This window comes from Rheinheimera sp. 1928-s, from assembly GCF_029269265.1.
Classification (GTDB): Bacteria; Pseudomonadota; Gammaproteobacteria; order Enterobacterales; family Alteromonadaceae; genus Pararheinheimera.
In genome coordinates this window covers 190,182-205,706 of the sequence record NZ_JARIXP010000003.1, presented here as the reverse complement: position 1 = coordinate 205,706, position 15,525 = coordinate 190,182, and the positions used below count along the sequence as shown (strand labels likewise).

At 45.2% G+C, this 15,525-nt stretch carries 11 protein-coding genes and 1 tRNA gene; 6 read left to right on the top strand and 6 right to left on the bottom strand.

Annotated features, from left to right (window positions below):
• The first annotated feature begins 76 nt into the window (after window positions 1-76).
• The 3 genes from P3C17_RS08625 to P3C17_RS08615 all read left to right on the top strand — a co-directional run bounded on the left by P3C17_RS08625 (window position 77) and on the right by P3C17_RS08615 (window position 2,368).
• A tRNA-His gene (locus P3C17_RS08625) sits at window positions 77-152 on the top strand.
• Between the two features lie 269 nt (window positions 153-421).
• Window positions 422-961, top strand: a complete 540-nt coding sequence (locus P3C17_RS08620; protein WP_300929044.1) for a DUF1285 domain-containing protein — start codon at window positions 422-424, stop codon at window positions 959-961.
• A 126-nt stretch (window positions 962-1,087) separates the two neighbouring features.
• Window positions 1,088-2,368, top strand: a complete 1,281-nt coding sequence (locus P3C17_RS08615; protein ID WP_300929043.1) for an amidohydrolase family protein — start codon at window positions 1,088-1,090, stop codon at window positions 2,366-2,368.
• 47 nt (window positions 2,369-2,415) lie between these two features.
• Here the strand turns inward: P3C17_RS08615 and P3C17_RS08610 are convergent, their stop codons facing one another.
• From P3C17_RS08610 to P3C17_RS08595, 4 genes are all read right to left on the bottom strand, one after another.
• Complete coding sequence (locus P3C17_RS08610; RefSeq protein WP_300929042.1) at window positions 2,416-2,874, bottom strand: DUF2489 domain-containing protein; 459 nt, start codon at window positions 2,872-2,874, stop codon at window positions 2,416-2,418.
• A 10-nt stretch (window positions 2,875-2,884) separates the two neighbouring features.
• Window positions 2,885-3,439, bottom strand: coding sequence for a Der GTPase-activating protein YihI (gene yihI / locus P3C17_RS08605; RefSeq protein WP_300929041.1), 555 nt, complete (start codon window positions 3,437-3,439; stop codon window positions 2,885-2,887).
• Between the two features lie 53 nt (window positions 3,440-3,492).
• Window positions 3,493-4,140 carry a class I SAM-dependent methyltransferase gene (locus tag P3C17_RS08600; RefSeq protein WP_300929040.1) on the bottom strand — a complete coding sequence of 216 codons (648 nt, stop codon included), beginning with the start codon at window positions 4,138-4,140 and terminating at the stop codon, window positions 3,493-3,495.
• 604 nt (window positions 4,141-4,744) lie between these two features.
• Window positions 4,745-5,371, bottom strand: a complete 627-nt coding sequence (locus P3C17_RS08595) for a c-type cytochrome (RefSeq protein ID WP_300929039.1) — start codon at window positions 5,369-5,371, stop codon at window positions 4,745-4,747.
• A gap of 181 nt (window positions 5,372-5,552) precedes the next feature.
• Between P3C17_RS08595 and yihA the strand changes: the two genes are divergently transcribed.
• On the top strand, window positions 5,553-6,167 hold the full coding sequence (gene yihA / locus P3C17_RS08590) for a ribosome biogenesis GTP-binding protein YihA/YsxC (protein WP_206099247.1): 615 nt from the start codon (window positions 5,553-5,555) through the stop codon (window positions 6,165-6,167).
• 705 nt (window positions 6,168-6,872) lie between these two features.
• On the opposite strand, the gene polA is transcribed toward yihA, so the two are convergent.
• The gene (polA, locus tag P3C17_RS08585; protein WP_300929038.1) at window positions 6,873-9,650 is read right to left on the bottom strand and encodes a DNA polymerase I; all 2,778 of its coding nucleotides are present in this window, start codon (window positions 9,648-9,650) and stop codon (window positions 6,873-6,875) included.
• A 555-nt stretch (window positions 9,651-10,205) separates the two neighbouring features.
• Between polA and P3C17_RS08580 the strand changes: the two genes are divergently transcribed.
• The gene (locus P3C17_RS08580) at window positions 10,206-10,604 is read left to right on the top strand and encodes a c-type cytochrome (protein ID WP_300929037.1); all 399 of its coding nucleotides are present in this window, start codon (window positions 10,206-10,208) and stop codon (window positions 10,602-10,604) included.
• A 213-nt stretch (window positions 10,605-10,817) separates the two neighbouring features.
• Window positions 10,818-13,382 (top strand): diguanylate cyclase, encoded by a 2,565-nt coding sequence (locus P3C17_RS08575; RefSeq protein WP_300929036.1) that lies wholly within the window; start codon window positions 10,818-10,820, stop codon window positions 13,380-13,382.
• Here P3C17_RS08575 and rep read toward each other — a convergent pair.
• Window positions 13,356-15,371: a DNA helicase Rep gene (gene rep, locus P3C17_RS08570; protein ID WP_300929035.1), complete on the bottom strand. Its 2,016-nt coding sequence runs from the start codon at window positions 15,369-15,371 to the stop codon at window positions 13,356-13,358. The genes P3C17_RS08575 and rep overlap by 27 nt on opposite strands.
• Window positions 15,372-15,525 lie beyond the last annotated feature (154 nt).

Below are 15,525 nucleotides of genomic sequence, written 5' to 3'. Positions count from 1 at the left end.
ACAAGGCTTAGAGCTTTGTTTTGTAAAAATAGCTTTGCTTCAATCAGGAATTTCGCTAGAATTCGCGCCGCTTGTGGTGACTGTAGCTCAGTTGGTAGAGTCCCGGATTGTGATTCCGGTTGTCGTGGGTTCGAGCCCCATCAGTCACCCCAATTTCCTCTATGAGTTCGGGTTCGAGCCTCGTCAGTAGTCACCCTACTTTTCTCTATAATCTTGAGTTCGGGTTCGAGCTTCATCAGTAGTCACCCCAATTTCCCACTTTCCTCTGGAACCTTGGGTTCGAGCTTTATCAGTAGTCACCCCAGTTTCCTACTTTCCTATGGAACCTTGGGTTCGAGCTTTATCAGTAGTCACTCCAATTTCCTCTGTCGCCATTCTGTTGTTATGCTTTGTTTGTCTTTCCCTTGTTAGTTGCAACATTATGGATTTGAAACAACTGCAGTTGTCTTTACAGCAGCCTCATTTAGCCCCTGTTGAACTTTGGGATCCAGCTTTTTGCGGTGATATCCCTATTCGTATCGATCGACACGGTTTTTGGTTCTATCTGGACTCTAAAATCCTGCGGCCAGAACTTATTCAACTTTTTGCTTCTGTGCTCACCCGACAACAACAAGAGTATTTCCTGCTGACTCCAGTTGAAAAAGTCCGTATTCAGGTGGAGGATGCTGCGTTTGTCATAGTGGCTATAGAGCCGCAAACTGGTGAGACACCTGTCCTTATTGCGACCACTAATTTAGGCGAACAAGTATTAATTACCGCTGAATATCCGTTGTTTTTGCAGGCTCAGCCTGATGGTCAGTGTTTACCTTATGTGCAGTTGTGGCGAGGTTTAACGGCGAAATTCAGCAGAGCGGCTTATTATCAGTTGGTTGATTTGGCTTTGCCTGTCCAGGTCGAAGGAAAAACTACACTGCAGATTTATTCCGCTGGTATGAGTTTTGTGCTCGGAACTCTGGATTAGCCGTTAATCCCGGATCTAAGGCTCTGTATCGCATTCATTTTTTCTGCTCTTGCTGCTTTAGCATTCCTGTTTCATAGTCGTTGCACAGCAGCTGGAAAAAGCTGTGTTTATCCAACAGGAGAGCGAATGAAATTCCAATTTACCCTCGTTGCCAGCGCGTTACTGATCGCTGGAACAGCCCAGAGTGCCACCCTGATCCACGCCGGCAAACTGATCACAGCAGACACTGATAAAGTATTGACAAAACAGACTGTCATCATCGAAAACGACAAAATTATCGCCGTGGAGCCTGGTTATAAAACCCCGGCAGCCGATGATCAGGTCATAGATTTGAAAAGTCATACACTGATGCCCGGCTTAATGGATATGCATACTCATTTTTCCACTCAGATGAACCCCGGTACTTATACTGAAGCTTTTTTGTTGAATGAAGCTGATGTTGCCTTACGTGGCGCTACGTATGCTGAAAAGACTTTATTGTCAGGCTTTACCACAGTGAGAGAGCTGGGTACCAGTCATCACACCAGCACAGCTCTGCGTAAAGCTATTACAGCGGGCTATGTCATTGGCCCTCGTATTTATACCGCAGGTAAATCTATTGCCACTACAGGGGGGCATGCAGATCCAAGCAACGGCATAGCTTATGAGCTGATGGGCGATCCAGGTCCAAAAGACGGCGTGGTGAATGGCCCGGATGAAGCACGTAAAGCGGTGCGTCAGCGCTACAAAGAAGGTGCAGATCTGATCAAAATCACCGCTACAGGTGGCGTACTGAGTGTGGCAAAAAGTGGCTCGAATCCACAGTTTAATAAAGAAGAGCTGAAAGCTATTGTCGAGACAGCCAAAGATTATGGCATGACAGTGGCAGTGCATGCGCATGGTAAAGAAGGCATGGACAGAGCCATCGAAGCCGGTGTGGACTCGATAGAACACGGTACTTTAATGGATCAAGCCACCATGAAACTGATGAAAAAACATGGCACTTATTATGTGCCAACCATCAGTGCAGGTAAGTGGGCTGCAGAAAAGGCTGCGATTCCGGGCTTTTTCCCAGAGCTGGTTCGGCCAAAAGCTGCAGCTATAGGTCCAAAAATCCAGCAAACTTTTGCTACAGCTTACAAAGAAGGGGTTAAAATTGCCTTTGGTACTGATGCAGGAGTAGGAGCTCATGGCGATAACTGGCGTGAATTTGTCTTTATGACAGAGGCCGGTATGCCTGCTTTGGAAGCTATTCAGTCGGCTACTATTACAGCGGCTCGTCTGTTAAAGGTGGACCAGGAGCTGGGTTCTGTCACTGTAGGTAAAATTGCTGATTTAGTGGCTGTACCAGGTGATCCGCTGCAGGATATTCAGCTGATGGGGAAAGTCAGTTTTGTCATGAAAGCAGGTGTGGTGTACAAGCAATAGCCATTGATTTAAAACAGTAAGGCAGCCAGAGGCTGCCTTTTCTAGTTCTATTTTTGGTTCTGGAAAAACGCCAGCAGTTTATGCACGTCAGCCAGTATATCGGCTTTTAAGTCAATTTCAGCCTGTTCACGAATATGATCCAGATGCCGGATTTCTTTTTTATCACGCTCTTTGCGAGCCTGATGGGTCGGCATGTCTTTGATGACGTCATACATTTTAAATAAACCAGGGTAGGTGTGAACCGCGTCAGGCTTTTCAGGCAGCTGCAAATGGTCCAACAACACCCATAGGCGCAACGCACCTTCGGACAGCTCACACTGTTCTTCCCGCATGGCTTTGGCGATTAACACTATACTTTCAATGAGGTTGGCATTTTTTGCCTCAACCACTTGCTGCTGTTTCAACTGTTGTTGTTTGATCAACCACAACAGGCGGCCAAGATAAAAACTAAGACCACCAAGAATCAAAACAGCCGCTAAAGTGGCCAGTATCCAGCTTAAGGTCAAACCATATCCCCTATTCGCCTAAAAACTCTTTACGCCAGTCAGTACGCTCTAACTTGGCTAACGGATCCAAATCTTCCTCTTCCTCGCCATCCTGATCCAGGCCTAACAGAGCAACCAGCTCTGCATGACGTGCCGTTTTGGCATTAAAGTATTTAGCGTCTTTACCTGTCAGTATTTCGCCCTTATCCACTTGATCCAGCAATTCCAGCAGCTTCTCATCATTCTCGAGCAATGCTAATTCCTGCTCTGGTGGCATTTCCGGTTCTTTGGCTTTGCTCAACTGAACCACAGGCTTGAACTGCTTCGGCTGAGCCATCAGCTTTTGTTCTGCTTCTGTTACGACTAAAGCAATAGGCTTTTTGCTGCCGTGGCGTGGATCTTTAGAGCTTTTGCTGCCTTGCTGCTTCTTATCTTCTGCTGAAGGAGAATGGCGACTACCGGATTTTAAGCCTGCACCTTTCTTTTTGGTTTCAGGCGCGCGTGTGCGATCCTGACGGGCTTCTTCAGCCGGTCTGTGCCTGGTACCAAGTGGGCCTGAGGTGCGTGTTTTTTTAATCCGGGTCATATTTGTTACCTACGAAAAAGGGCGCGTATTTTAACCAGTTTATCTTAGAAAACCTAGGTATTTCGTTTTTTAAATATCACCACATCATCGGCTGGAAAATGTAATGCAAAATTATCCCGCTTCGCCAAAAATTCAAAAGTGCGCTGGTGGAAAAAACTGATATGGGTTGGGTCGTTTTTATAATGCCAGTTGTTGAAGCTGCTCTGCTCTGTATAGCGTTTGGTCATCAAAGCCAACACGCCTTCGGGCAAGAGTAAATCCAGCCATAAAGACCATTCTTTCGCTGGGTTGATAAAATGTTCTATGGCTTCAGTACAACTGACAAAATGGTATTTTTGCTGCAGGGCATGAGGCTCCGGCGCATAAAATGGATCCCAAACCAGCATTTGTTTACCTGCTTCGCTGAGCATTTGTGCCAATAAGGGCCCGGGGCCACACCCAAAATCCAATCCGGTATGTTGCTCAGGTTTAAGAGTGCTGAGCAGAGGCAAAGATAAACGGGATAAAAACTGACGGTAGCCTGGATCATCCAATTGGTTTTGATGTAAATCGTATTGGGCTTTTTCCTGTTCGGCAGTCAGCAAGGTGGTACGGTCAGCAAATACCAGAAAACACTGCTGACATTGAAAGTAAGCACGTCTTTTATCGCTGCAAAAAGGCTGTATTTCTGATGCTGAACAAAGTGGGCACGCTGAATTCATGGTGAGGATAAATAAAAAGGGCGGTGTAAGATGTTACCGCCCTCTATATAAGGTGTCTAGCGCGACACATAATCTGCTTGAAGTCGTCCTGACGGGAGTTCAACACCCTGTCTGCACAAATTCCCTATATTTTTACGCAAATTCCCTATGAGAATAATTATTCGCGATCATCCTGATACTTAGTGGTCCGTCCTTGCGCTGTGTAAAATACACACTGTCATCATGGTGATGCTGTAAAAAACGTACTGATGCACTGCTGCTTTCCGTGCCTGCTTTCCGTGTTTTTAATCGTTACTAAATGTAACGGACTTCAATCTACTCCGATTTTTCAGAATGGCAATACAACGGTATAAAAAAAGTACAAAAAAAATGAACTTTTTTGCAATGTCTTTATTAATCAATCAGTTAGGTTGGTTTTTATGCTGCTGCAGCGATTTGTAAGCGATGTCTTACAGCGATGTGAGATATATCTCACAACAAATTGCATGGATTCACTTTTTAACAATGCCAAGCATTGACTCAAGAGGGGATCGCCATGGAAGGCAACGAATAAAACATAAAACCAGGCATAAAGCCTGGTTTTTCTGCAGAGAAAAAAGAGCTGTTAGTGTAAACCACCCACATATTTAGACAGCACTTCAATATCTTCGTCAGTCAGCTTTTTCGCGATGTCGCGCATCATGCCGTTCATATCATTGGCACGTGCACCACTGCGGAAGGCTTCCAATTGAGCTTTGGTATAAGCAGCATGCTGGAACGAAATCTTTGGGAAACCTGCTAAGCTGTGACCTACGCCACGTGGACCATGACAAGCGATACAAGCTGCAATACCACGTTCTATATCACCACCACGAAATAATTTTTCGCCTTTAGCAATCACATCTTCAGGTGTGCTGCCTTCTTTCATGGTCTGGCTTGCATAAAAAGCCGCCAAATCTTTCATATCCTGTTCGGATAAAGCAGCAACCATTGGTGCCATCAGGGCGTTGTTGCGACCCTCTTTACCACCGGTTTTACCACCTAATTGAAACTCTTTTAACTGCTTAAATAAATAACCAGCATGTTGACCAGCAATTTTTGGATACAAATCGGTAGGGCTATTCCCGTCCATGCCATGACAGGCAGCACAAGTAGCGGATTTAGCTTTACCTGCTTCTGCATCCCCATCGAATGCATAAGCTGTACTGATTAACCCTAAAAAGAGCGTGAGTGGAAGTGCGAATTTTTTCATTTTTTTTCCGTCTCTGTCCGCGTTGAACCGCCAGAAATCTGGCAACCAAGTTGAATAACCCTATATTTTATGTCTATTTTACACGAATCTTGCACAGATAGAATCCCATAAATCACAGTAAAGCTTCTGTGGATCTTCAGGATCCGTTACACTATAGCCAAATTTACAGCCGGAGCTGACAGTGTACAAAGCGATCATCAATTATCAGAAAGCAACTTTTCTGACCAGTGCCCCTGATATTAAGGCTCTGCCCGCAGATACAGGTATCGAAGTTGCCTTTGCTGGTCGTTCTAACGCCGGCAAGTCCAGTGCATTAAATACGCTGACACGGCAAAATGGTTTAGCACGTACCAGTAAAACACCTGGTCGTACTCAGTTAATTAATACGTTTTCTTTAGCTGAGAATCAACGCCTGATCGATTTACCTGGTTATGGCTTTGCCAAAGTGCCTTTAGCGGTCAAAGAAAAATGGCAAAAAGCCCTGAGCGAATATCTGATGAAACGCGAAAGCCTAAAAGGCATAGTGATCTTAATGGATATCCGCCATCCGTTAAAAGATTTGGATCAGGATTTAATTCATTGGGCAGTGCAAAGTAATCTGCAGGTTTTATTGCTGTTGACTAAAGCTGATAAGTTAAGCCCAGGCCCGCGCAAAAAAGTATTAATGGAAGTCACAGAAGCTTCTATGGCGTTTATGGGTGATGTCACAGTACAGGTTTTCAGTTCACTGACTAAATTGGGTTTGTCTGAGTTAGAACAAAAACTGGACCAATGGTACAGCGCAGAACAAGAATAAGTGTTTGTGTAGTGTTTAAATTCTGAAAAGCAGAGCATTGGCTCTGCTTTTTTTTGGCTGTTAATCAGGACAGCAAAGCAAAGTCTCCTGAGATGGTCAGTTCAGTTGTTCATGGACCAGAAAAAAGAAAACCGGCCCTTTTTGAGGAGGCCGGTCATAGCAAACGGGGAGAAGCTATTCAATAATTTCAAATCAACAGGGTGTCTTGGATTAACAAGACAACGCCATTATACATAGAATTATGAATGTTTGAAGTATTTGCTCTAAAAAATCTAGTTTTATTTCAGTTTTTCTGATCAACAGACAAAAAAAACGCCCCACTGCAAGCAGTGGGGCGGCTAAATAAGCCTTTCTTTCTGGCCACTAAATAAGCGGTTAAGCGCATTAGTGCTGAAAGATAGAACATCTTACCTCTGTACCCTACGAATTTGATTCTACAAGTGTTGATTAAAAATGCAAGCAGAGAGCTGTAATTAAACTACAAATATTTAGTTTAATTGTCATTATTCTGAAAAAATGTAGCTTTATTACCAATACAAGTCGCTGGTTTTGTCGGTTAATCCTACAATTCAGCGATAAAATGGCTGCTCATATATAAAAAAGCCCCAAACAAGTTGGGGCGAAAAATCAAACTACCAGGAATGGGCATATACACACTTGGTAAGACTGGGTGTTTTTTACAAAGTTCAGCCTTATTGCATTTTTTTAATGCGCCTGGTCCCAGTTTGGGCCTGAACCTGCTTCAGCCAGTAAAGGCACGTCGAGCGAAGCAGCAGATTGCATAATGTCTACCAGTTCTGCACTGACCCTTGCCAGCTCTTCAGTTTTCACTTCAAACACCAGTTCATCGTGCACCTGCATAATCATGGCGACAATGCCTGCTGGTTGTTTTTCCTGCCAGGCTGCTACTTTAATCATGGCCATTTTGATGATGTCGGCTGCCGTGCCTTGCATCGGAGCATTGATTGCTGCGCGTTCAGCGCCTTTTTTCCGGGCCATGTTTTTGGCGTTAATTTCTGGCAGGTACAAACGACGGCCAAACAGAGTTTCCACATAGCCCTGCTCATGAGCCTGAGTGCGGGTGCGTTCCATATAATCCAATACGCCCGGGAAACGTTCGAAGTACAGATCAACATACTGCTGTGCTTCCCCTCGACTTATGCCTAACTGGCGCGCCAAACCAAAAGCCGACATGCCATAAATCAGACCAAAGTTCACCGCTTTTGCGCGGCGGCGTTGTTCTGAACTGACTTGCTCCAGTGCTACACCAAAGACTTCAGCTGCTGTGGCTCTGTGAATATCTTTGCCCTGCGCAAAAGCATTGAGCAGAGCCGGATCGCGCGACAAATGCGCCATAATGCGTAATTCAATTTGTGAATAGTCGATCGCCAGTATGGTTTTGCCTGTTTCAGCAATAAATGCCTGACGAATGCGACGGCCTTCTTCACTGCGAATTGGAATATTTTGCAGATTAGGTTCAGTGGAACTTAACCGACCCGTGGCTGCCACAGCCTGATGATAAGACGTATGTACCCGGCCTGTTGCCGGATTGACCGACAACGGCAGCTTGTCGGTGTATGTGGACTTGAGTTTACTTAAACCCCGGTGCTCAGTAATAAGTTTTGGAAACTCATAATCAAGCGCCAGCTCTGCTAATACTTCTTCTGCGGTGGATGGTGTACCTGTAGGTGTTTTTTTAAGCACAGGCAGCCCCATCTGCTCGAATAAGATTTCCTGCAGTTGCTTAGGAGAAGACAGGTTAAATTCTTTACCCGCCATCTGATAGGCTTCCTGCTCAATCTCACCTATACGTTTGGCTAAATCCATGCTTTGCTGTGCTAACAACTTGCCATCAATTTTAACGCCGGTGCGTTCCATTTTGGACAAAATAGGCACTAGCGGCATTTCGATATCGCGGAACACTTTCTGTAAGCCGGAATGTTGCGCAAGCATCGGCCATAAGGTTTGATGCAAACGTAAAGTCACGTCAGCGTCTTCTGCCGCGTAAGGTGAAGCTTGCTCCAGCGCTATTTGGTTAAAGGTGATCTGTTTCGCCCCTTTACCTGCAATATCTTCAAAAGCTATGGCTTTATGCCCAAGGTACTTCAGTGATAAAGAATCCATATCGTGGCGGGAGGCCACGCTGTTTACTATGTAGGATTCGAGCATGGTATCAAAACGAATACCCCGCAGTTCAATACCATGGCGTGCCAATACACTTTGGTCATACTTCAGGTTCTGGCCTACTTTGGCTTTAGTTTCATCTTCCAGCCAGTCTTTCAACTGAGCGAACACCCAATCACGGTCTAATTGTTCAGGTGCCCCCACATAGTCGTGTGCAAGCGGAATGTAGCAGGCATCTCCTGCAGCCAAGGCGAGAGAAATACCGACAATATCGGCTTGCATATAATCCAGACTGGTGGTTTCAGTATCAAAAGCCACCAGTTCAACCTCAAGCAGACGTTCCAGTAAGTGCAGAAAATCAGCTTTGGTTAAAATGCAGGGATAACTGCTGGTATCAATGCCACTGGCAGGAACTTCAGCTTCTTGCTCTTCATTCTGTTTTGCAGCTTCTGTCGCTACAGCTGTCGCAGTGTCTTTGCCTGCTAAAACTTCGCTTAACCAGCGTCTGAATTCGCAAGCGGCAAATAGCTCTGCCAATTTGGTCTGATCAGGGGTTTTGATATCTAAGCTATCTGGCTGTAACGATAATTCCACATCTGTTTTGATGGTGGCGAGCTGATAAGACAGCATCAGCTGATCTTTAAATTCTTCCATTTTGGCGGCTATGGTTTTGCTACCACGAAAGTTCAGCGCTGCAATTTGATCCAACTGCTGGTACAACTTTTCTATTGAACCAATGCCTTGCAGTAAGGCCATCGCAGTTTTTTCACCGACACCAGGCAGGCCGGGAATATTGTCAGCTTTATCACCCATCAGCGCTAAATAATCGACAATCAGCTCTGGGCCGACGCCAAATTTTTCTGCTACGCCAGCAGGGTCCAAAATGGTATCTGTCATGGTGTTAATTAAGGTGACATGCTGATCAACGAGCTGAGCCATATCTTTATCACCGGTTGAAATCAGCACATGTCGGCCTTGTTGACTGGCCTGCACTGCTAAAGTACCGATAACATCGTCTGCCTCAACGCCACTGATACAAATCAGCGGCAAACCCATAGCTTCAATAATTTGATGTAAAGGCGCAATCTGGCTACGCAAATCATCAGGCATGGGTGGACGATGCGCTTTGTATTCGCTGTACATTTCATTACGGAATGTGGGGCCTTTGGCATCAAATACCACGACCATCTGGCTGGGTTTATACTGGCGTAACAAACTTTTCAGCATGTTGACCACACCATAAATAGCGCCGGTTGCTTCCCCTTTGGAATTGGTCAGGTGTGGTGGCGAATGATAAGCACGAAATAAATAAGAAGAACCGTCGACCAGAATAAGAGGATTGTCCGGTATAACAACCATGATAAGGATCCCTAAATGTTTTGCTTAAGCATGCCACAACAGGGCTGGTTCAGCCAGCTGTAGCTACGTTGTCGCCCTGTGACATTGATACTTTTTTATACGAAAAAGCTGTGGATAACTTTGTGGACAGACAATAGAAAACGACCAGATAATCTCTATGAAGAGTCCGGCGGTGTGAGTGTAAGTTTCTGTATTTAAAAGAAAAAGAAGGGTAATGCTAGAGGTTCCCTTATTGTTTTTCTTATTATTCCATTTTGTGGAAAATTATCTCACTTTGGTTTCCTGTCAAATAGGCGACAGAGTAAGACAATCAAAGTGGGAAAACAGACTACCACAAAGATTTTCTTTGCACAGCGCTGATTTCAATTTTTTTTGACTCAAAAAAAAGCCATTAAGATTGATCAGTTATAAGGCATTATTCCCTGCAAATTTGACTGAACTTAGTCTGGATTATGGGCTAAGTTAAAAGCCAACAAATACAGGGGCTTCCACTATGAAGGATCCCAGCGTTATAATACCCTAACTTTTGTATGGCTTATTGACAGGATTATCCAGATGAAAAAACTCACTCTCGCCTTAGTGCTGATGACAACTGCCGCAATAGCCAACGTTGCTGCACAGGACGCAGACAACGAAGCAATTAAAAAACGTCTTGAGCCTGTAGGTCAGGTTTACCTGGCTGGCGCAGAGGTTGCAGCAGATACCGGACCTAAAGGTCCACGCACTGGCGAGCAGGTGTATCAAAGTTCCTGTTTTGCCTGCCATGGTACAGGTGCTTTAGATGCCCCTAAAAAAGGGGATGCAGCCTGGAAGCCTCGTTTAGGACAAGGTGCTGACATCTTGTTAAAACATGCCATAGAAGGTATTCGTGCCATGCCTCCTCGTGGTACTTGCATGGACTGTTCTGATGATGAAATTTCTGCAGCTATCGATTTTATGACTGAAGGTGTGTAAATTTTTTGTTAGTTGAAACGCTGCTTTGGCAGCGTTTTTTGTCCCTGAAGATTTATAGATCTAATAGTTATTTATATAGCTCAATTGCTTATAAGAAGATCTGACCAGCTACCTCATTTGACCTTCCATCTGCTCAAGCTTTGTGCATAATAGGGGTGCTTAAACATCAACCAGCTTTGGTTGCCTTGCCTCAGATAAGAATAAGAGAAAAAGTTGAAGGATATAACGACTCTGGATAAAGCCTACCACGTTGCGGTTAGTCAGCTACGCCGTTTGCGTAAGCTGGCTGCAGGCTATAAACAGGCTTATATCATTCAAGGCGCCTTACTCAAATTGTCAGAATTAGCATCTGGCATCAAGGATATGCGTGAGTTTTATCCTGCGATTCACCGTTTATTAAATCAGCAGCTCAAAGCAGATAATTTTTATGTGGTGCTTTGTGATCAGGACCAGCAGTTTTCTCTGGAATACTTCGCCGACGAAAAAGACCAGCAAGTTTTGTTAGATGCGCCTTCAGACGCTTTTGCTTCAGGCCTGACAGGTTATGTGGCCCGCACTAAACAGGCACTGTTGTGTGATCAGGACGGGTATCGTCAACTGGTGGAAACAGGCGATATTACAGCTCAGGGCACAGCATGCCAGTATTGGTTAGGTGTGCCTTTATGCCGTGGTGAAAAAGTTATAGGTGTGATGGCACTTCAAAGCTACGATCCAGACTGTCATTACAACCAGCATGATTTGGCCTTGATCAGCAATATTGCTATTCACACTGTGACCGCCATAGACAGAGTCAAAAGTCGTGAATTGCTGGAGCAAACAGTACGCGAGCGCACTCAGCAGTTACGAAATACCAATCAATCCTTGCAAAAAGAGATCCGCGAGCGCTCCAATGCGGAGCAACTGCAATCAGCTTTGTATAAAATTTCTGAGATGACAGCCAAAAGCACAGACATGATGAGTTTTTATCATGAGGTGTATCAGATTCTGGCCGAATTGATGAAGGCAGACAATTGCTACATCGCCTTGTTGAACGAAGCTGGTGATCGATTGCATTTCCCATTCTATCTAGATCAATACACGCCAACCCCGAGAGAACGTGCCCTGCAAAGCGGTTTAACTGAATATGTGATCCGTTCTGGCGAAGCTAAATTGATCAGTCAGGCAAAGTTGCTGGATTTGGTCAAAGCTGGTGTGGTGGACCGTGTTCAATCCAGTTTAGGCCACAATGCTATTTCGACCAGTTGGTTAGGCGCACCTTTATTGGTTGGAGAGCAGGTGCTGGGTGTGATTGCCCTGCAATGTTATGACAATACCTACAGTTACAGTGAGCAAGAACTGAATTTATTGCGTTTTGTGTCTCAGCATATTGCGGTGGCTATTTCCCGTAAACTGAGCACAGAACAACAAAAACAACAGCACGAAGAGCTGGAAAAACGTATTTTTGAGCGTACCCGCGAATTACGTCAAACCAATTTGTTTTTGCGCTTGCAGGTAGAAGAGCGGAAAAAAGCCGAAGAAAAACTGTTTCACGAAGCCAACCATGATGCGTTAACAGGTTTGGCGAATCGCCAGATGTTTTTGATGCAGTTACGTCAGCGTTTTTCTTATCGGAACCGCGAAGCCACTCCACGTTTTGCTTTGCTGTTTATCGATTTAGACCGCTTTAAACTGATCAACGACACATTAGGCCACCATATTGGCGACCTGTTTTTAATTGAAGTCAGTCAGCGGTTACAGCAAACAGTACGTGAACATGATTTAGTCGCCCGTTTGGGTGGTGATGAGTTTGTGATTTTATTAGGCCAAATTCAAAGTGATTTGGATGCCGAAGAAGTGGCAGAACGTTTGATTGAGTCGTTACGCCAGCCGATGATACTTGAAGGTCAGCAGGTTTGTTCAGGTGCCAGTCTGGGCATCGCCTGTTATCAGCCTGAATATCAAAATGCTGATGAGTTATTGCGTGACGCTGATGCGGCTATGTATCAGGCTAAGTCGTTTGGCCGCAATCGTTTCGTTATTTTTAATGATTCGATGCGCCAACAAATGCTGCAAGAACTGGGGCAGGAACAAGCCTTGCAACAGGCTGTGGATCAACAACAGTTTGCACCAGCTTTCCGGCCTTTGTTGCAAGGCGATGCGCAAATCTTGGGTTATCAGGTCGTGCTGGAATGGCTGCAGGGTGATGCAGAACAAAAAGCTGAATTAAGCCGTCAGGCCAGTCAGGCTGGTTTAATGCCTGATATTGAACTGGAAATGGTGCGTCAGCTTTGTCAAAAAAATGCCAGCGCAGAAGTATTCAGCATTACGCTAAGCAGCGGCCATCTGAACAATACCTTGCTGTTTGATAAGCTCTGCAATGCATTACGCCATTCGGTATTGCCTTTGCATCAGCTCTGCATTGGTTTTAACGAAGCCGATTTGTTGCGTTTAACCACCACTCAACTGGCGAATTTACACCAGTTGAAGCGACTTGGTATTCGCTTGTTGCTGGATCAGTTTGCTGCCGAAGTGGCTGCTTTAGGTTTACTGGTACAGTATCCATTTGATTTTGTGGTGTTAGATACGGCTTTTAGCCGCAGTTTACAGCGCAGTGATCAGCGTAAACAGCTGCTGCAAGTGCTGTTAAGCCTGGCGCAAACCCACAAATACCGTCTGGTTGCTGCTGTTGCCGAAAATGATGAAAGTCGTTCTTACCTGACTCAGTTAGGCTGCTGCTATTTTGCCGATAGCAGCCCAGTGAGTGAAACCCAATCAGGGCTTTTTCAACAACTGGCGTAATCTGTCTATATGCGCCAAACCTGTTTCCTGACGTTGTTGCTCCGTCTTAACGGGAGCTGCTTTACTCCATTCCAAATCATCAGCTGGTAATTCATATAAAAACCGACTCGGTTCAGGTTTAATCACTTCACCATACTGGCGACGCTCACGGGCATAAGTAAAAATCAGCTCACGTTGGGCTCTGGTAATACCTACATAAGCCAGACGACGTTCTTCTTCCACATTGTCTTCGTCTATGCTGCTTTGATGCGGCAATAAACCTTCTTCCATACCCACCATAAAGACATAAGGGAACTCCAAACCTTTGGAAGCGTGTAAGGTTAACAATTGCACCTGATCGGCATCATCTTCCTGCTCCTGCCGCTCCATCATGTCTCGTAATGTCAGTTTGGTGACCACTTCGTTTAAACTCAGTGGTTCTTCATCGTCTTTGCCTTCAAGCATCTCGCTGATCCAGCGGTACAGCTCATTGATATTCTTCAGTGCCATTTCAGCGGCTTTTGGACTGGCACTGCTTTCAAATAACCAGGCCTCGTACTGGCTTTGCCGGATCAAATCTTTTACTGCCTCTTTCGGATCAGCTCGTAGCGCGTTGTCTGCGACATGATTAATCCAGGTGGCAAAGTTCTGTACAGCTTGTAAGCCACGTGCTGGCAAACGTTCAGTCAGTTCCGGTTCGAAGCAGGCGGCAAATAAGCTGATATGTTTTTCATTGGCCAGGCTGCCGACTTTTTCTAAAGTAGCTGCGCCAATTTCACGTTTAGGCGTGTTGATAATACGCAAGAACGCATTGTCGTCGTCCTGATTCACCAATAAGCGTAAATAGGCCATGATGTCTTTGATTTCAGCCCGGGAAAAAAACGAGGTGCCGCCTGACACTTTATAAGGAATTCTGTTGGTGATCAGTGCTTTTTCAAATACCCGAGCCTGATGGTTACCGCGATACAGCAGGGCATATTCTTTATACTGAGTGCGGTTAATAAAGCGGTGCGAAATAATTTCAGCCACCACTTTTTCGGCTTCATCTTCTTCATTACGGGTCGGTAATACCCGCAAAGGCACACCATAACCCAGTTCACTGAACAGGCGTTTATCGTATTCGTGAGGGTTATTGGCGATCAGAATATTGGCCGCTTTCAGAATTCGTTCGGCGGAGCGGTAGTTTTGTTCCAGCTTTATGACTTTTAAGTTCGGAAAATCTTTACCGAGCAACACCAGATTTTGTGGTTTGGCGCCACGCCAGGAATAAATCGACTGGTCGTCGTCTCCTACCACAGTAAAACGCTGGCGCTCACCGACCAGCCATTTCACCAGTTCGTATTGGCTGGTGTTGGTGTCCTGATATTCATCCACCAACAGGTATTGGATTTTTTGTTGCCACTTGTGTCGTACTTGCTCATTGGACGCAAACAGCAAGGTAGGCACCATAATTAAATCGTCAAAATCCAAAGCGTTGTAGGCCCGGAGTTGCTGCGCATACTGCTGATAGAAATTGGCAAAGCTGATACTTTGGGCATCAGTAGCACGGGACAACGCCTGACCAGGCAAGGTTAAATCGTTTTTCCACGATGATATTTTGCTTTGCAGCGCTTTAAGTAAATCTTTATCGCCATGCAGCTCGTCATCGGTCAGCTCTTTGAGTAGCGCCATGCTGTCCTGATCGTCAAACAGCGTGAAGTTCGGCTTATAGCCAATAGCACGGTATTCCTTTTTCAGGATTTCTAAACCTAAAGTGTGAAAGGTAGAAACAGTTAAACCCCTAAGCAAAGGGCGCTCCAACTGATGTTTAATCCGCTCTTTCATTTCGCGGGCGGCTTTATTGGTAAAAGTCACAGCCGCTATATGTTTGGCAGGCACACCACATTGCTGAATTAAATACGCAATTTTATTGGTGATCACCCGGGTTTTGCCACTGCCAGCACCGGCCAGCACCAGGCAAGGCCCGCTGATATAATGCACCGCATCGTTTTGTTGAGAGTTAAGTTTCATCAGACACCTTTCACAGAAGGAGCTTAGTTTAACTCAAATTTACCGGGCAGAGGCGCGCTGATTTCTGCACAAAACGAGCAAGTCCGGTAAATATGCGGCAGAATGGATCCAGCCAGAGCCGAAAGGCTCGTAGAATAAAATAACTCTAAAGGAG